Source organism: Devosia sp. XGJD_8 (assembly GCF_046614475.1).
Lineage (GTDB): Bacteria > Pseudomonadota > Alphaproteobacteria > Rhizobiales > Devosiaceae > Devosia.
Genome location: NZ_JBKJHF010000001.1, coordinates 2,827,279 through 2,845,222, shown reverse-complemented (window position 1 = coordinate 2,845,222; position 17,944 = coordinate 2,827,279). Strand labels below are relative to the sequence as shown.

Below are 17,944 nucleotides of genomic sequence, written 5' to 3'. Positions count from 1 at the left end.
GGTTCTTCAATGCCGGGAAGCCCGGATTTAGGGCCTCCTGCTGACAGGAACGGACAGCAGGCTTGTCCTTTTGTTGCACAAAATTTAGGCGTAAACTCGCGGTGTCGCCGCAAGGCTGACGGCCAAGCGGCATCCATGAGGGGGACTCAAATGGAAGTCATCGTGCCTATTCTCGTGCAGCTGGTTGCCGGCGGCGTCGGCGGCAACATCCTTGCACAACTCTCCAAATCGCTCAGCCTCGGGACGACTGGCAATTCGCTTGTCGGCGCGGTGGGCGGGCTTGCCGCGACCTGGCTGGCCGCGATGATTCCGGGGCTCGATGGCCTGGTGGGCGCGACTGCGGGCGCGGCCGGTGCGGCCGGCGGGCTCGACTTCGGCGCGCTGGCGGGTCAGGGCGTGACGGGCCTGGTCGGGGGCGGCATCCTGACCGCCATTGCCGGCCTCATCAAGTCGAGCATGGCCAAAGCCTGAGCTTTGCGATAGCGCTTCTGGCGCCCCGGCACCCTGAAGGGTCGGGGCGTTTTCATGTCCAGCCGATTGCACAAACATGTCCTCTTCCATTGCCGACAGCCGCACCGACAATGTCGGCCGGGCCATTGTCCTGACCCTGATCACCATTGGCGTGTTCGGCATTCAGGACGCGGTTTCCAAAGTGCTGGTGCAGACCTATTCGCCATTCCAGATCACCATGATGCGCTATTGGGGCTTTGCGGCCTTTTCGCTGGTGCTGGTGATGCGGCAGGCGCCCCTGCGCCAGGCGCTGAACTCGAAGGTGCCGCTGTGGCAGGTGCTGCGCGGCGTGTTGCTGATGGCCGATATCTGGCTGTTCGCGCTGGCGCTGAAGACGGTGCCGCTGGGCGAGTTGCAGGCCATTACGGTGGTCTATCCGCTGCTGGTGACGCTGTTTGCCATTCCCATCCTGGGGGAGAAGGTCGGCATCTTCCGCTTTGTCGCGGTCGCGGTGGGGTTCCTTGGGGCGCTGGTCATCGTGCGGCCGGGCGGGCTGCCGCTGGATTGGGGCGTGGCGTTCGCGCTGAGTTCGGCGACGCTTTATGCGATCTATATCGTCATCACCCGCAAGGTCAGCCAGTATGACAGCGCGGCGACCAGCATGACCTATGTCTCGATCATCGGGCTGGTGCTGTCTGGCATGATCGGGGTGTTCTTCTGGCAGCCGATGGGCTGGGGCGATGTCCTGCTGGTGGTCACCATCATGGGCACGACCTGCGCCGGGCACGGCCTTATGGTCTTTGCGCTGTCCATGGCCCCGGCCAGCGTGGTGCAGCCGTTCAACTACTTTTCGCTGCCCTGGGCCATCGTGCTGAGCGCGGTGGTGTTCAATCACTGGATCGACCCGATCTCGCTGATTGGCGCCGCCATCATCGTGGCGGCGGGACTGGTGGTGATGGCGCGGGAACGGATCAGGCGCGTGCCGGTGGTGGCCGACCCGCGCCTGCCGGGGAAGGAATGATCAGGCGAAGAACTTGGCGATCCAGACGCCACCCGCCGCGCTGACGGCGGTGAGGGCCGTGCCCCAGGCCATGTCCACCATCGCAACGGCGGGGGTGAAGCCGTTGACGGTCGACAGGTTGGTGAGGTCATAGGTGCCATAGGCGACAAAGCCGAGGACGGCGCCGAACAGCAAAGCCTTGAGCACATCGCCTTCGGCGGGCGCGGCAACAAGGGCCACCACGCCGACGAGGTAGGCCAGGTAGAACAGGCCGGCAATGACGAGATTGGGATTGGGCAGGAGCAGGCTGCCGAGTTCGCGCTGATAGAAAGTCTTGCCCATGGTGGACAGCCAGACGAAATCGAGCGGAAAGAATACGACAGCACAGGCTGCGTAGAGGATCAGGTATTTGGTCACTATGCAGTCTCCGCGCCGGGGTGATGGGCCAATCGTTCTCCAGCTGATGCTGGCCATTGGCTTTTGTTACGCATCACCCCGGCGGGAAGATCACAAGACGACTTTGGCGTTTTCGCCGATCTTGGGCGAACGGCCGGTCACGGCGGCGGTCAGCATGGACAGCGTCGTGACGATGCGGCCCGGGCTATCCCACAATTCGGCATCCTGCGGGACCATCTTGATGACGCGGATGGCCGGATCTTCCGGGCTGTCCCACCAGGCCTTGGCGAAGGGAGTCCAGAGCTCCTTGATGCGGGCGCGGTCATTGGAGACGGTCGCCTTGCCGGAGAGCGCCACATATTTGGAGTGCTTGTGATCGGCGAAGCTGACGCTGACATGGGGGAATTCGGCGAGTTGATCGTCCTTTTCGCCATTCACGTCGATGAGGAAATAGATGGCGCCTTCGTCCTTTTCGACGGTGGCGGCCAGCGGGCGGGCGCGCTGTTCCTTGCCATCCCAGGTCACGAACATGGCGATGCCGATGCGCTTGGCGAGCTCCCAGACGCGATCGACGTGATCGTCATGTTCCTTGCCGGTCATGCTGGAATCGCGGGACTGGCGATTGGCGGGCTGGGCGGCCCGATTGGCCGCGGCGGGCTTGGATGGCTTGGCAGTCTTGGGCTTGGACGCCGCCGGTTTGGTGGCCGGCTTGGCTGTCGCGGCCTTGGTGGTGCTGGACGATTTGGCGCTGGCTGGCTTGCTGCTGGCGGGCTTGGCGCTGGCAGTCTTGGTCGCGGCGCGGCGGGCGGGCTTCTTGTCGTCGGTGGTTGCGGCGGTGGCCATGGGGCAATCCTTCCTGCTGGTTGGTTGGACAACGAAAAAGGCAGGAGCAGGTTGCGCGGGACGTGAAAACGCCGCCCCGAAGGGCGGCGCATGTTTGGCGGCGCTTAGTTGCCCACGCAGAAGTAGCCGTTGGGGCCGTTGAAGCAGACGCTGCCGCCACTACCACCACCGTAGCCCGGCCAGGGCTGGGGACGCGGCGGACGCGGGTTCCAGTGTGGCGGACGCGGGGGACGCGGATTCCAATGCGGCGGGCGCGGGGGCGCGGGGTTCCAGTGGGGCGGGCGATCCCAATCGTCATCCCAGCCGGTGCGGCTGAGATAGTTGGCCGACACCCAGCCATCGGGGCCGCGCTTTTCGACATAGCACCAGCTGCCGCGGCACTGCTGCACATCGACGCGTTCGCCACGCTGAAGCGTATCGACGCGGCTGTAATGCGTGCCGGGGCCCGAGCGCACATTGACGTTCCCTGTCGCGTAGGCCGGGGCCGCGAAGGCCGTTGCAGTCGTCGCGAGAAGCGCCAGCGCTGCGAGGCCACCAGCCATGAGTTTCTTGCTCAATGCCATAGTAGATCTCCTTTGCCTGTTGGGCACCAAATGCCTGTGAGCCCAGAAGACAACTTTGCGGATGAACCCTAGCTGAACGGTCCGCTCAGAATTCGATCAGAGACGCAGCAGCTCCACAAAGCGCTTGAGACGCTCGCCCAGCTTCTTGCGGCTCTTGGGCTTGAGTTCGCCCATCAGGGCTTCCTCGAGCTGGGTCCAGTGATCGGCAAGGCCATTGCGGATACGGACGCCGCGCTCGGTCAGCGCCACGCCGGGGGCCAGTTCGGGGCCGACCGCCTGGCGGGTAACAAGGCCGCGATCAAGCAGCCGGGACAGGCGGATGGTGAGGGCGACTTCGTCGAGGCCCAGCTCGGCCGCGAGCTCGATCTCGGTCGTCCCGGCCCGGCCCAGCTCGAACAGGATGGCGTCATCACCGGGTTCGAGGCCCCGTTCGAGCAAAGGCAGCAGCAGCGCCTTGTGCGCGAGCTGCCCGGCTTCGATCAGCCGGTAGAGTGTGGAACGGGATGAAGGTCTGGACATAAGCGGGAAAATAGTCCGAACTCCTTGGGGACGTCGATTGGCCATTCCATCCTATCGTTAATCGAGGAAGGACCAAGACCAGTTATTGTTCGCTCCATGCAGATGAGTTATGCGTCCCTTACGCCGCTAGAGCCTTATGCGATTTGACTAAATCATGTCGCCGGCTCCTGGTTTTGGGTCGCAGGGTTGCAAGCGAAAGGCCGTTTCGCATCGTTTCGCGCCTTGCTCATGTGAACGGAACATCATGACGCAGGACCTCGCCCGCATCCGTGCTTTCGTCCAGGTCTTTGATTCTGGCGGGTTTTCTGCTGCGGCGCGGCAGCATGGCCGCTCCAAGGCGCTGCTCAGCAAATATGTCACCGACCTGGAAGATTATCTCGGCGTGCGGCTGATGAACCGGACTACGCGCAAGCTCAGCCTGACCGAGGCTGGGGAGGCTTATTACCGCGAAGCTAGCGCTCTGTTGCAGCAGCTGGACGATCTCGATGCCACGATCACCGACCAGACGGCCGAACCGCGTGGCCTGCTGCGGGTGTCGGCGCCACGCAATTTCGGCGAGACGACGCTGGCGCCGGCCATCTACGACTATCTCAAGAAGCATCCCAAGGTGACGCTCGATCTGCGGCTGGAGGATCGCTATGTCGACCTGGTCGATGAAGGGATCGATGTGGCGCTGCGGATATCGACGATGGCCGATTCATCGCTGATCGCGCGCAAGATTGCGGACATGCATGTGGTGGCCGGCGCCGCGCCAGAACTGCTCAAGCAGCATGGCGTGCCCAAGCATCCCGAAGACCTGCGGCACCTGCCATGCATTGTCGACGTGAACCTGCAGGGGCAATCGAACTGGCGCTTCATCGAGGATGGCAAGACCATATCGGTGCCGGTCAATGGACCGCTGCGGGTCAATTCGCCGCTTGCTGCGCGCAAGGCGGCGATAATGGGTCTCGGATTTGTCGTATTGCCGTCCTATCTGGCCGATCCCGCCGTGGCGAGCGGGGAACTGGTTTCGGTGCTGGAGGACTTCCTGCCGACCGGGCAGACGCTGCAGGCGGTCTATCCGCATCGGCGGCATCTGGCCGGCAAAGTGCGGGCGCTGATCGACCACCTGGTTGAGTGGTTCCAGGTTCATCCTATCCACTAGGCGACGTTGGGGCATGACTTGAATATTCGCAGCATGGGACGGCAGCTGGTCGCCGGGGCACTCGGTCTGCTTTGCCTGACGGCACCGGCACTGGCGCATCCACATATTCTGATCGATGCCAAGGTCGCGGTGATGTTTGACGCCAATGGCGCCGTGACGGGGCTGCGGCATGACTGGAGCTTCGACACCGCCTTTTCGGCCTGGATGATCCAGGGGCTGGACACCAATGGCGACCGGCAGACCAGCCCGGAAGAGCTGCAGGGCCTGGCGGACGAGAACATGGTCGGGCTGGCCGACTATGGCTTTTATACATATGCCGGGGAGGGGGACGCGCTCATGGCTTTCACCCCATCTGGCGACCAGCGCATGGTCTATGAGGACGGGCGGGTGACGCTGTCCTATTCGGTCGCGGCGGAAACGCCGCTGCCGGTTACGGGGCGCTTCGAGCTGGCGGTCTATGACCCGGAATATTACGTGGCGATCAGCTTTGCCGATGTGAGCGCGGTGACGCTGGACAATGCGCCCGCTGCCTGCCGCGCCGAACTCGAACCGCCCAAGCCGATGGACCCGGCCGTGGAAGAGCGGCTCTATGCGCTGGGGCCGGAAGTGCTGGAGTTGCCGCCGGACCTCGCCGCTGCGATGCGCGGCACCCAGGGGCTGATCGTGGTGACCTGTGATGGCGCCGTTGCCGCGGCACCGGCCACGGCGCTGGAGGCCACGGAAGAGGTGGCGCAGGCCAGGCCCAGCCTGCCATTTGGCGGGCCGCCTGCCGAGCCCGGCCTCAACCTGCCGCGCACCGGCTTTTTCGGCTGGCTGCAGGATCAGCAGCGCAGCTTTTATGGGGCGATGACCACTTCACTCGACGCGCTGCGCACTGACTGGACAGCCTTCTGGGTGCTGGGCGGGCTGAGTTTTCTCTATGGCGTGTTCCACGCGGCGGGGCCCGGCCACGGCAAGGTGGTGATCTCGTCCTACATGCTGGCCAATGAAACGCAGCTGCGACGCGGCGTTACGCTGAGCGTGGTGTCGGCACTGCTGCAATCGCTGGTTGCGGTAGTCTTCGTGCTGATTGCGGCGGGGTTGCTGGGCATGACCAGCGTGGCCATCGGCGACGCGGCCAACTGGATCGGCATTGCCTCCTACGCTCTGGTGGCGCTGCTGGGCCTGTGGCTGGTGGCGCGCAAGCTGTTTGGCTGGGGCCATCACCATGGCCACGACCTAGCCGACAAGGCGCATGCGCATCTGCATGCCGATGAACACCACCATCACGACCATGCGCACGAGCATGCCCATCATCACCATGACCATGACGAGCATGTGCATGTGGTGACACCGCAGGCGACCACGGGCAGCCTGCGTGAACAGCTGGGCGTGGTGCTGGCGGTGGGGCTGCGGCCGTGTTCGGGGGCGCTGGTGGTGCTGGTGTTCGCGCTGTCGCAGGGGCTGCTGGCGGCTGGCATCGCGGCGGTGTTCCTGATGGGCGTAGGGACGGCGATTACCGTGGCGGCGCTGGCGACTATCGCCGTGACGGCCAAGGGGCTGGCAAGCCGGATCGGGGGTGTGGACAATCCGCTGACGGCGGCCGTGGTCTGGTGGGTGGAACTGCTGGCGGCGGTGGCCGTGCTGGCGTTTGGCGTGCTGCTGCTGATCGCGAGCCTCTAGATCACCCAGGCATGCGCGACCCATCGCCGCCTTGCGGTTGGCGGGGGAGACGCTATGGTGCGGCCAGCCTAGAACCCCTCCAAACTGGCAATCCATGTCCGATCACCTGCCGCCCAACCACCCCGTCGTCAAGGCGCCCAAGATCGGCGTGCTGCTGCTCAATCTGGGGACGCCCGACGCTACCGACTATTGGAGCGTGCGGCGCTATCTCAAGGAATTCCTCAGCGATCCGCGCGTCATCGAGACGCCGAAATGGCTGTGGTGGCCGCTGCTGAACCTGGTGATCCTCTCGGTGCGGCCGCAAAAGAGCGGCCATGCCTATGCGCAGATATGGGACAAAGAACAGAATGCCAGCCCGCTGCTGGTGATCACGCGGCGGCAGACGGCGGCGCTGGCCGAGCGGCTGGCCGGGCATGACAATGTCATGGTGGATTTTGCCATGCGCTATGGCAACCCGTCGACGCAGAGCGTGCTGGAGCGGATGCATGCGGAGGGCTGCAGCAAGATCCTGCTGGTGCCGCTCTATCCGCAGAATTCGGCGACGACGACAGCCACGGCCAATGACAAGGCCTTCGATGTGCTCAAGACCATGCGCTGGCAGCCCGCCGTGCGTACGGCGCCGGCCTATTTCGAAGACCCCAAATATATCGAGACGCTTGGCAATTCCATTCGCGACGGCGTGGCGGCGCTGGACTTCGAGCCGGACGTCGTGCTGACCAGCTATCACGGCATGCCGGTGACCTATCTCGAGCGCGGCGATGTCTATCACTGCCAGTGCTACAAGACGACGCGACTGGTGCGCGAATATCTCGGCTGGCCCAAGGAAAAACTGATGGTGACCTTCCAGTCGCGCTTCGGCCCGACCAAGTGGCTGGAGCCCTATACCGACAAGACGCTGGAAGCGCTGCCGGGCAAGGGCATCAAGAAAGTCGCCATCCTGGCGCCGGCCTTTTCGGCCGACTGCATCGAGACGCTGGAAGAGATCGCCATGGGGGGCAAGGAAACCTTCATGGAGGCGGGCGGGGAGCAGTTCGCCTATATCCCGTGCCTCAATGACAGCCCGGCGGGCATGGACATGATCGAGGCGATGGTGCGGCGGGAATTGAGCGGCTGGCTCTGACTTACCTCTCCCGGGGGGTGGGCGCGGTAGGCAGAGTCAGATCAGCTTGCCGCCGTCGATGATGGCTTTGACTTCCACTTCCACCGTGTCGAGCAGGCGGTTGATGGCTGCGACGGCCTGCTCGGCGTCCTCGGCGAGGATGGCATCGGCCAGTTCGCGGTGGATGGGGAAGGATTCGAGGCCGAAATTGTCGGCGGCGAAGGGCGAGGTGCCGCCGCGCTCCAGAGCGTGGTCGAGATTGACCAGCAATTGCCCATACATGGGATTGCCCGAGGCGTCGTAGATGGCGCCGTGGAAGGCGTGGTCGGCCTTGCGCCAGGGGCGGCCGGCATTGACCTCAATCAGCAGCTGGTCGCACAGCTCGGAAATCTGCCGGCGCTGGCTGGCAGTGGCATTGATCGTGGCCTTGCGGACCACGTCGTTTTCCAGCGTGCGGCGGATTTCCATGAGACGGAGCAGGGCTTCGCCCTCGAGCCGCACCATGGTGGGCACGAGGCCGCGCGAGGTCTGGACGCGGGCGGAGAGATAGGTGCCGTCGCCGCGGCGGCGGCGGATGATGCCAAGGCCTTCCCAGCGGTTGAGCGCCTCGCGAATGGTGGAGCGGCCGACGCCGAGCGTGGCGGCCAGCGAGACTTCGGGCGGCAGGCGATCGCCGATCTTGAGGCCGGAGCGCTCAACCATGTCGGCCAGCGCGTCGAGCACCGCGACCCCCCTGGTGCGGGTTTCGAGCGGCTCAAGATAGCTCAATGCCCCTTGTCTCACTGCGCCATATCCTCCGGGAGCGGTTCACCGAACCGCGCCAATAGCTGTGCCATGCAATCGATACGACACACACCACAGTTCGCGCCGTTTGTCAGCCTCGCTATGAAACCCGGCGCTCGGCGGCGCCCTCGAGATGCAGCAGATCGGTCAGGGCCGTGAGCAGCAGGTCCATCTGCGGCTTGGAATTGTAGCCCTGCACCGACAGGCGGACGATGCAGGTGTCCTGCCATCTGAAGACGGGGATCTCGATGCTGTATTTGTCGAGCAGGGCATCCTTGATGGCGTCGACGTCGCAATCGGGCACCGGCATGGCGACCATCTGCGGGGCGCAGAATTCGGGGGCGCTGAGCGGGGCGAGGCCGGTCAGTTCGCCGAGGCGCCTCGCGGTGTCCTGCGCCAAAGCGTGGCAATGGGCCTGGACGCTGGTCCAGTCATTGTCGCGGCGATAGGCGAGCGCGGCGGGGACAGTGAGCCAGGGGGCGGGGTCGCGGGTGCCCTGCATTTCGAGTTCATCGATGAAGGGGGAATTGCCGAAGGCGCCCTTGGCGCCCGGTGTCTTCGAGTCGGCGGTCCAGCCGTGGCTGATGACGAGCGGGTTGATCAGGCCCTGAACTTCGGGGCGGGCATGGAGGAACGCGGAGCCCTTGGGAGCCATCATCCATTTGTGGCAGTTGCCGGAATAGAAATCGGCGCCGAGGGCATCGAGTTCGAGCTTGATATGGCCGGGCGTATGGGCGCCATCAATGACACTCCAGATACCGCGTTTGCGGGCCTCGGCGATGGACCGCTCGATGGGGAAGAGCAGGGCGGTGGGCGAGGTGATGTGGCTGAGGAACAGCACGCGGGTGCGGTCGGTCATGCCGGCGATGACCGTATCGGTGAACTGTGCCTCGGTGGTCAGCGGCATGGGGATATTGACCACGACGATCTCGGCGCCGGTGCGGCGCGCGACATAGGCCCAGGTCTTTTCGAGGGCCGAATATTCGTGGTCGGTGGTGAGGATCTGGTCGCCGGGCTTGAGGTCGAGCGACTGGGCGACGATGTTGAGGCCGAGCGTGGCATTGGTGAGGCCGACAATGTTCTCGGGGACGGTGCCCAGTTCGGCGGCCAGCGCGATGCGCGGCTGGCGCATGGTCTCGGTCAGGTGGCGGCCGAGGAATTCGACGGGCTGGCGCTCAAGCTCAAGCTGCCAGTTCTGATAGGCGGCAAAGACCGGGCGCGGGCAGGCGCCGAACGAGCCATGGTTGAGGAAGACGACGTCCTCGCGGATGAGGAACTGCCGGGCGAGATTTTCAGACACTTCAGCGGCCTTTCAAAGTCGGGTCGAGGGCATCGCGCAGGCCGTCACCGAAGAGCGTTGTCGCCAACACGGTGATGGCAAGCGCAGCTGTCGGGAAGACGGCCATGTGCCAATAGAAAAACATGAAATCGATGCCTTCATTGATCATCTGGCCCCAGGTCGGCGTGGGCGGGGGCACGCCGATGCCGAGGAAGCTGAGGCTGGCTTCGAGCATCATGGCCAGTGGAATGGCGAGCACGAAGCCGACAATGATCGGGGAGATCGAATTGGGGATGAGGTGGCGGCGGATGATGTACCAGGGCGAGGCGCCAAGGGCCTGCGCGGCGCGGACGAATTCTTTCTCGCGGAAGGCCTTGATCTGGGCGCGGACGAGCAGGCACACCTGCACCCAACCGAAGAGCGCGGCGATGAGCACGATTGTAAAGTAGCCACCGCGGGTGAGGGCGCCGAGCAGCATGGCGGCAAGCAGTGGCGGGACCACCGAGAACAGCTCGATGACGCGCATGATGAACCAGTCGGTCTTGCCGCCGAAATAGCCGGCCAGCGCACCGAGCGGAATGCCGATGAGGACGCTGAACAGGGCGGCGGTGAAGCCGATGGTCAGGGAGACGCGGGCGCCATAGACAACGCGGGTATAGAAATCGCGGCCCAGATCGTCGACGCCGAACCAGTGCTGCGCCGAGGGGAAGGCCAGCGCTTCGGTGAGGAAGAGCTGGGCCTCGGGCGGGCTGGGGGTGATCAGCGGGGCGAAGATGGCCATCAGGATGAGGATGGCCAGGACGACGCCGGCGGCGATGGCGGCTTTGTTGCCGATGAAGCGCTGCCAGGCGAACCAGAGCGGGTTGCGCTGACGATATTTCGGGGCGATGGCGGCACTATCCACGGTCATTGGCCGCCTCCGACGCGGATGCGGGGATTGATGAGGGCGTAGACCACGTCGCTGAGCAAGTAGGCGATGCAGTACATGAAGGTGATCATCAGCATCAGGGCCATTTCGAGCGGGTAGTCGCGCGTCTCGATGGAGGAGACGAAATAGGCGCCGAGGCCCGGCACGCGGAACATGGCTTCGACGAAGATCGAGCCGGTGGCGGTGCCGATGAACATGGGCAGGAAGACGGTGACCAGCGGGATGGCCGAATTGCGCAGCACATGCTGGAAGACGATGCGGCTTTCGCTGAGACCTTTGGCGCGCAGCACGGTGACGAACTGCTTGTTGAGGGTGTCCAGCATGGCCGAGCGGGTATAGCGGGCATAGGTGGCCAGCGGGATCAGCGCATAGGCGGTGATCGGCAGGATCCAGCGCTCGGGCTTGCCCCAGCCGCTGGCGGGGAGCCAGCCGAGCCAGACGGCAAAGACCAGGATTAGCAGCATGGAGGTGACGAAGACGGGGATGGTGAGGCCCAGCGTCGCCAGGGTCGAGGCGAAATAGTCGATCCAGGTGTTGCGGTTGAGGGCGGCGGCCATGCCGAGCAGGATGCCGAGCGGCGCGCCAATGAGCACGCCCAGGCCGCCGAGGACCAGGCTTGGAATCCAGGCGCGGGAGAGCAGCTGGGTGACGGTCTCGCCGGGGCTCTGGTAGGGCACGCCGAAATCGAACTGCAGCACGCCCCACATGTAGCGGGTGTATTGCACCCAGAGCGGCTGATCGAGGCCGAGCCGGGCCATCAGCTTGTCGCGCACGGCCTGGGAGACCGGCATGTCATTGCCATCGAAGGGGCCGCCGGGAATGGCGTGCATCATGAAGAAAATGATGAGCGAGACGACGAAGAAGGTGACGGCCACGGAGACGAGGCGGCGGAGGATGAAGAGGATCATTGTGGCAGTCGCTCCGCTGTTTCGAGCGCGTGGCTCCACCCCTTCCTACCTCCCCCATCAAGGGGGAGGTTTCTCTCCACTCCTGGAACGCTATAGAGGCCCAGCCACGGAACGGCACCTCGCCCTTGATGGTGGAGGCTGGGAGGGGGCGAACCGGGATGTTGCATCATCATCTCCCTCATGTCGTCACCACCGCTTCAACCTTGTGGCCTGGGGCGATGGTGACCAGTTGCGGGGTGGCGTTGGGGGCGAGGCCGGTCTGGATGGTGGTGTAGCGCGGGGTCTGGGCCTCGAGGTCGGCGGCGGCGAGGAAGGTGCGTTCGCGCTTGTCGCGCGGATTGGCGGCCGGGATCGCGTCGAGCAAAGCGCGGGTATAGGGATGCTGGGGATCCGAGAAGATACGCTCGGTGGGCGCCTGCTCGACGACGCGGCCGCGATACATGACGACGACGCTGTCGGTGAGCGATTTGACCGTCGACAGGTCATGGCTGATGAACAGGATGGAGAGGCCCATTTCGGCCTGCAGCTCCTTGAGGAGTCCGATGATCTGCGCCTTGACGGTGACGTCGAGGGCGGAGGTCGGTTCGTCGGCGACGAGGACGGAGGGGCCCAGGATCAGGGCGCGGGCGATGGCGACGCGCTGGCGCTGGCCGCCGGAGAGTTCGTGCGAGTAGCGCGAGCCGAAATTGCGCGGCAGGCCGACGCGTTCGAGCCAGTCGAGGGCCTTCTCGGTCTGCTCGCGGGCCGAGCCGATGCCATGGATATGCAGCGGCTCAGCAATGATCTGGCTCAGCGTCATCATCGGGTCGAGAGCGGAATAGCTGTCCTGGAAGACGATCTGCATGCGGCGGCGGAAGGATTTGAGTTCGTCGGGACCGAGGCCGGAGATGTCAGCGCCGTCGACGAGGATCTGGCCGGTGCTGGGTTCGGTGAGGCGCATGGCCATCATGCCGGTGGTGGTCTTGCCGGAGCCGGATTCGCCGACGAGGCCGACAATGCTGTTGCGGGGCAGCACGATGTCGACCGGGCGCACGGCGTGGAAATCGGTGTAGGTGGTGAAAAACCCGGAGCGGCGCTTGATGCGATAGGCCTTGGCAAGGCCGCGCAATTCGAGGGCGGGCGCGGTAGCGGTATCGTCCTCGCGCGAGGGATCGAAACTGGTGTTGAGGCTGGCGAGGAGGGCCTTGGTATAGTCGTGCCGGGGTGCGTCGAAGATCTGCTGCACCGGGCCTTCTTCCATCACCTCGCCGCCATACATGACCAGGACGCGGTCGACGGTTTCGGCAATGACGCCCAGGTCATGGGTGATCATGATCAGGGCCATGCCGAATTCGGCCTGCACCTTCTTGATGAGCTGGAGGATCTGCGCCTGGATGGTGACGTCGAGCGCGGTGGTGGGCTCGTCGGCGATCAGCACCTTGGGGCGGCAGGAGAGGGCCATGGCAATCATGGCGCGCTGCAGCATGCCGCCGGAGAGCTGGTGGGGGTAATAGCCAAGGATGTCCCTGGCGTTCTTGATCTCGACGCGGAGCAATAGCTGCTCGGCTTCGGCGAGGGCTTCGCGCTGGCTGACCTGGCGGTGCGCGCGGATGGTTTCGGCAATCTGGTGGCCGATCGTGAAGACCGGATCGAAGGCGGTCATCGGATCCTGGAAGATCATGGCGGCGGTGCGACCGCGCAGGCGAATGAGGTCTTCCTTGCCGGCCTTCAAGACGTCGATGCCGTCGAGGGTGATCTTTTTGGCGCTGACCCTGGCGGTGGCGGGCAGGAGGCGCAAAAGCGCGCTGCAGCTGACCGACTTACCGGACCCGGATTCGCCGACAATGCCGAGGCTCTCGCCTTCATTGACGGAAAAGCTCACGCCGCGGACCGCGTCGACCTGGCCGCCATACTGGCTGAAGCTGACCTTGAGATCTTCGATTTCCACGAGGGGCATGGGCAACCTGACTTTGGGGTGTGGGGCGCTTCCCGGCCTGGACGCCGGGAAGCGCATGCGCGATCGGGATTACTGCTTCGTCAGGTGCGTGAAGAAGTAGTGGCCGAGACGATCGAGCGAGGTAAAGCCCAGACCGTTGGGCGTCGAGGCATCGCCACCGAGTTCGTCGGAGATGACGGCGATGGTGATGGGGTGGACGAGGGGGACGATCGAGGCATTGTCGATCAGCACCTGCTCGGCCTGGGCATAGAGGTCGTAGCGCTCTTCCCAGACTGGGTTGGAGTCGGCGGCGGCAACCAGTTCGTCATAGGCTTCGATATGGTGATCGTGGCGACCGCCATTGTAGAAGATGCCGTAGAAGTTGGACGGATCAAGATAGTCGTATTCATAGGGCGCGATGAAGATGTTGTTCTCCTTGTTGAGGAGACCCTGCATCCAGTCCTGAGTGGGCAGGACGCGGATGTTCATGGTGATGCCCAGAACTTCCTTGAACTCGGCCTGCAGATACTGCGCCATGGCCGGGATGATAGCGCCGTTATAGCCGCCCTCTTCGCGATACCAGATCTCGATCTCGGGGAAGCCTTCGCCACCCGGGAAGCCGGCAGCGGCCATATGCTCGGCAGCCTTGGCAGGATCGAACACGGCCTGGGCGACGACCTCTTCATTGTAGCCAGGATAGCCGGGCGGCAGGATGGAACCGGCCGGGATGGCGATATCCTTGAGTACGGTCGAGGTCAGCTCGGCTCGGTCGACGGCATAGTAGAAGGCCTTGCGCACATCGACATTGTTGAACGGCTCGGAGTCGAGATCGAACGAGATATACGAGGTGGCAAAAACGGCATTCTTGCGGATGCCATCGGGATAGCGCTGCGTCGCCACAGGCACCTGGCCGGTATTGAGGAAGGAATAGTCCGCATCGCCGGCGAGGAAGGCTGGCAGGCCGACTTCCGGAGCACCGAGGGTGGGATCGACTTCGAGACGGTCGATCTGGGCTTGCCAGGGACCGGTATAGGTCTCGGACTTGGTCAGCACGACCGAGTTGTTGGACTTTTCCCAGCTCTCGAGATCGAAGGGGCCGGAGGAGACGATGGTGTCGACATTGACAGCCCAGTCATCGCCGAGCTCGTCCACCTTGTGCTTGGGCACCGGGTACCAGAGGCTGGTGACGGAGGGCAGGTAAGGCTTGGGCGCGACGGTGGTGACCTCGATGGTCAGGTCATCGACGGCCTTGAGGCCGAGGGTGGAGACGTCGGCAGTGCCTTCGGTGACTTCCTTCCAGCCCTTGATGCCGCCGGCAAAGTCCCAATACCAAGCAAAGTCATAGCCGGTGGTGGCGGCGCGCTGCAGGGCGAAGACATAGTCTTCGGCAGTCAGTGGCTCGCCATCGGACCAGACGAGGCCCGGGCGCAGCTTGAAGGTCCAGGTCAGGCCATCCTCGGACTGGCTCCAGCTTTCCGCCGCCATGGGCGTGAGCTCGAATTCCTTGTCGAAGGTCGCGATCGGCACCTGCAGCAATTCGGCGAAGGTGGCGCGGGCATAGACCGTCTTCATGTAGTCCATATAGGTGCCGGACGTGGACTGTCCGGGCGCGACGATGGTGGTCTGGGCCAGCGCCGGTATGGTCAGGGCCGTGGCGACAGCCAGTGCCGCGGTGATCTTCAGAGTTAGGTTCATTTAGAGACTCCCTCCTTGTTGCAGAGCCAGTTCTTGGACGTTTCCCATGCGCCGGTCCCTTGCCGTGGGGCCGGTCATTCTGCGTGCAGCAGAGCTGCGTTCGACAGATCGATTTCCCCTCGAAATCTGTCCAATGACATATGTCTGACAAATGCGAATGGGGTTGGCAAGGCGGTCTGTGGATAGAGTGCTCATTTCCTATGCCTCAGCGGTTGAGCGATGCGGAAATGGGCAAAGGGTGGCGGTAGTGTGGCTTGTGTTGGCCGCCGAGCCATTCCCGCGAAGGCCCGACCTGCTGTTCAGCACACGAGCGGAGCGAACCGAGATTCCCGCTCTCGTGGACACCGTGGTGGTGGGCAATTTCGTGCATCATCTGGGGCCAGCGATCAGGCTGCGAGCTGCCACCTCGATGGCGGCGGCGTCGATGCCGAAATGGGCGTAGAGGTCGTTGACGGTGCCGGTCTGGCCGAAATGTTCGACGCCCAGGGTGATGGTGCGGTGGCCGAGCACGCTGCCGAGCCAGCCCATTGTGGCGGGGTGGGCGTCGATGGCGGTGACAAGGCCGGCGCGGAAGGGGATATCGGCGAGCAGGGTCTCGATATGGCTGCGGGCGGCGGGGTCGCCATGGAGGCGCGCGCGCTGGGCGGCGTGCCAGCCGGCATTGAGGCGATCGGCGGAGGTGACTGCGAGAACGGCGACGTTGCGGCGGTCACCACCAATGCGGCCCGCGGCCTCAATCGCTTCGTTGGCGAGGACGCCCTGATAGGCGATGACGACTTCGCATTGCGGGGTGGGCGGATTGAGCCAATAGGCGCCGCGGATGATGCCATCCGACAGGGGCTTGTCCACGCTGCGGGACGGCTGCTCTATGCTTCTGGTGGACAGCCGGAGATAGACCGATCCGCCGGTGACGTCGCGCGGCCAGTCGGCCAGGTCGGGGCGGGCATCGCCGGAGCGCTGCATGTAGTCGAAGGCCCAATCCATGATGATGGAAAGTTCGTCGGCAAAGGCGGGCTCGAAGCTGGCGAGGCCATCCTGCGCCATGCCGATCAGCGGGCTGGCGATGGACTGATGCGCGCCGCCCTCGCCGGCCAGCGAGACGCCGGAGGGCGTGGCGACGAGCAGGAAGCGGGCATCCTGGTAGCAGGCATAGTTGAGCGCATCGAGGCCGCGGGAGATGAAGGGGTCGTAGAGCGTGCCGATGGGCAGCAGGCGCTCGCCGAAGAGAGAATGGCTGAGGCCGGCGGCGCCAAGGGCGAGGAAGAGGTTCATCTCGGCAATGCCGAGTTCGAGATGCTGGCCTTCGGGCGTGAAACGCCATTTCTGCGCGCTGGGGATGGCTTCCTTCTGGAAGACGTCGACCATTTCGCGGGCAGCGTAAAGATTGCGTCGGTTCACCCAGGTACCGAGATTGGTCGAGACGGTCACGTCGGGCGAGGTGGTGATGATGCGGCGGGCGAGATCGCTGTCGGTCTTGGCGATGGCGTCGAGGATCTTGCCGAAGGCGGTCTGGGTCGAGGTGGGCCCGGTGCCGACGAACTGGGGCCCGATGGTGGCCACGGCGGGCGAGGTGTGGCGGCGGCTTTCGGTGGTGTTGAAGGGCACTTCTGCAAGGAAGCGTTCGATGCCGGCCGGGTCAGCCATGCCTTCGAACTTGTCCCATTCGTGGCCGGGGCGGACATGCATCGACTGGCGCAGGGTATCGATCTGCGCGCCGGTCATCTGGCCGGCGTGATTGTCCTTGTGCCCGGCGAGCGGCGTGGCCCAACCCTTGACGGTGTAGGCGATGAAAACGGTGGGCCTGTCACTGCCGGCGGCTTCGAACTGTTCGAGCAGGCTCTCTGTGCAATGGCCGCCGAGGTTGGCCATGAGCTCGGCGAGCTCGGCATCGCTGCGGCGGGCCAGCAGGGCCGACACGTCGCCCTGGTCGCCGATCTCGTCATTGAGGCGCTCGCGCCAGGCGGCGCCGCCGCGGAACATGAGGGCTGAATAGATGGCGTTGGGGGCGGCATCGATCCACGCCTTGAGCTTGTCACCACCGGGTTCGGCGAAGGCGGCGCGCTGCAGGGCGCCGTATTTGAGGGTGACGACATCCCAGTCGAAGGCGCGGAAGATGGCTTCGATGCGGTCGTAAAGGCCCTCGCGGACGACGCCATCGAGGCTCTGGCGGTTGTAGTCGATGACCCACCAGGTGTTGCGCAACCCATGCTTCCAGCCTTCGAGCAGGCATTCGTAGACGTTGCCCTCGTCGAGTTCGGCATCGCCGACAAGCGCCACCATGCGGCCCTCGGGACGGGATTTGTCGGCCCAGGGCTTGGCGCGGACATAGTCCTGGATCAGCGAGGCGAAGGCGGTGAAGGCCACGCCCAGGCCCACCGAGCCGGTAGAGATGTCGACGTCGTCGGTGTCCTTGGTGCGGCTGGGATAGGACTGCGCGCCGCCGAAGGCGCGGAAGTTTTCCAGCTTTTCCAGAGTCTGCTTGCCGAAGAGATACTGGATGGCATGGAAGACCGGCGCGGCATGCGGTTTGACGGCGACGCGGTCCTCGGGCCTGAGCACGCCGAAATAGAGCGCGGCCATGATCGCGGCCATGGAGGCGGAACTGGCCTGGTGGCCGCCGACCTTGACGCCGTCGACATTGGGGCGGATGTGGTTGGCGTGATGGACCATCCAGTTGGAGAGCCACAGGGCTTTCCTGGTCAGCGCCGCGATGGAAGCGATACGCGTGTCCGTCGATCCGCCAATGCCGCCGCTATCCAT

Annotated in this window: 16 protein-coding genes; 5 read left to right on the top strand and 11 right to left on the bottom strand. The window is 64.4% G+C overall.

What is annotated here, in order from left to right; translation table 11 throughout:
- Positions 1–150: 150 nt before the first annotated feature.
- Positions 151–471 (top strand): hypothetical protein, encoded by a 321-nt coding sequence (locus ACLI1C_RS13595; RefSeq protein ID WP_411397583.1) that lies wholly within the window; start codon positions 151–153, stop codon positions 469–471.
- Positions 472–547: 76 nt separating this feature from the next.
- Entirely contained in the window at positions 548–1,471 is a 924-nt protein-coding gene (locus ACLI1C_RS13590; protein ID WP_411397581.1) for a DMT family transporter, read from the top strand.
- Here the strand turns inward: ACLI1C_RS13590 and ACLI1C_RS13585 are convergent, their stop codons facing one another.
- The 4 genes from ACLI1C_RS13585 to ACLI1C_RS13570 form a co-directional block, all read right to left on the bottom strand.
- On the bottom strand, positions 1,472–1,867 hold the full coding sequence (locus ACLI1C_RS13585; protein ID WP_411397579.1) for a DUF2177 family protein: 396 nt from the start codon (positions 1,865–1,867) through the stop codon (positions 1,472–1,474). It abuts the gene before it with no gap.
- 90 nt (positions 1,868–1,957) lie between these two features.
- Positions 1,958–2,446 (bottom strand): pyridoxamine 5'-phosphate oxidase family protein, encoded by a 489-nt coding sequence (locus tag ACLI1C_RS13580; RefSeq protein ID WP_411398332.1) that lies wholly within the window; start codon positions 2,444–2,446, stop codon positions 1,958–1,960.
- A 347-nt stretch (positions 2,447–2,793) separates the two neighbouring features.
- Entirely contained in the window at positions 2,794–3,252 is a 459-nt protein-coding gene (locus tag ACLI1C_RS13575) for an SH3 domain-containing protein (RefSeq protein ID WP_411397578.1), read from the bottom strand.
- Positions 3,253–3,348: 96 nt separating this feature from the next.
- Entirely contained in the window at positions 3,349–3,771 is a 423-nt protein-coding gene (locus tag ACLI1C_RS13570; protein ID WP_411397576.1) for a hypothetical protein, read from the bottom strand.
- A gap of 244 nt (positions 3,772–4,015) precedes the next feature.
- Between ACLI1C_RS13570 and ACLI1C_RS13565 the strand changes: the two genes are divergently transcribed.
- The 3 genes from ACLI1C_RS13565 (at position 4,016) to hemH (ending at position 7,697) form a co-directional block, all read left to right on the top strand.
- Positions 4,016–4,915: a LysR family transcriptional regulator gene (locus ACLI1C_RS13565; protein WP_411397575.1), complete on the top strand. Its 900-nt coding sequence runs from the start codon at positions 4,016–4,018 to the stop codon at positions 4,913–4,915.
- Positions 4,916–4,933: 18 nt separating this feature from the next.
- Entirely contained in the window at positions 4,934–6,577 is a 1,644-nt protein-coding gene (locus ACLI1C_RS13560) for a DUF1007 family protein (protein WP_411397573.1), read from the top strand.
- A 94-nt stretch (positions 6,578–6,671) separates the two neighbouring features.
- The gene (hemH, locus tag ACLI1C_RS13555; protein ID WP_411397572.1) at positions 6,672–7,697 is read left to right on the top strand and encodes a ferrochelatase; all 1,026 of its coding nucleotides are present in this window, start codon (positions 6,672–6,674) and stop codon (positions 7,695–7,697) included.
- Between the two features lie 36 nt (positions 7,698–7,733).
- On the opposite strand, the gene ACLI1C_RS13550 is transcribed toward hemH, so the two are convergent.
- The 7 genes from ACLI1C_RS13550 to ACLI1C_RS13520 form a co-directional block, all read right to left on the bottom strand.
- Positions 7,734–8,444, bottom strand: a complete 711-nt coding sequence (locus ACLI1C_RS13550) for a FadR/GntR family transcriptional regulator (protein ID WP_411397570.1) — start codon at positions 8,442–8,444, stop codon at positions 7,734–7,736.
- A 115-nt stretch (positions 8,445–8,559) separates the two neighbouring features.
- Positions 8,560–9,759, bottom strand: a complete 1,200-nt coding sequence (locus tag ACLI1C_RS13545) for an aminotransferase class V-fold PLP-dependent enzyme (protein WP_411397568.1) — start codon at positions 9,757–9,759, stop codon at positions 8,560–8,562.
- 1 nt (position 9,760) lies between these two features.
- Positions 9,761–10,648, bottom strand: coding sequence for an ABC transporter permease (locus ACLI1C_RS13540; protein ID WP_411397566.1), 888 nt, complete (start codon positions 10,646–10,648; stop codon positions 9,761–9,763).
- Positions 10,645–11,574, bottom strand: a complete 930-nt coding sequence (locus ACLI1C_RS13535; RefSeq protein ID WP_411397564.1) for an ABC transporter permease — start codon at positions 11,572–11,574, stop codon at positions 10,645–10,647. The genes ACLI1C_RS13540 and ACLI1C_RS13535 overlap by 4 nt, the downstream gene beginning before the upstream one ends.
- A gap of 178 nt (positions 11,575–11,752) precedes the next feature.
- A complete protein-coding gene (locus ACLI1C_RS13530) occupies positions 11,753–13,510 on the bottom strand; it encodes a dipeptide ABC transporter ATP-binding protein (RefSeq protein WP_411397562.1) in 1,758 nt (585 codons plus the stop codon).
- A 69-nt stretch (positions 13,511–13,579) separates the two neighbouring features.
- Positions 13,580–15,184, bottom strand: coding sequence for an ABC transporter substrate-binding protein (locus ACLI1C_RS13525; protein WP_411397561.1), 1,605 nt, complete (start codon positions 15,182–15,184; stop codon positions 13,580–13,582).
- Positions 15,185–15,553: 369 nt separating this feature from the next.
- Complete coding sequence (locus ACLI1C_RS13520; RefSeq protein ID WP_411397559.1) at positions 15,554–17,944, bottom strand: transketolase; 2,391 nt, start codon at positions 17,942–17,944, stop codon at positions 15,554–15,556.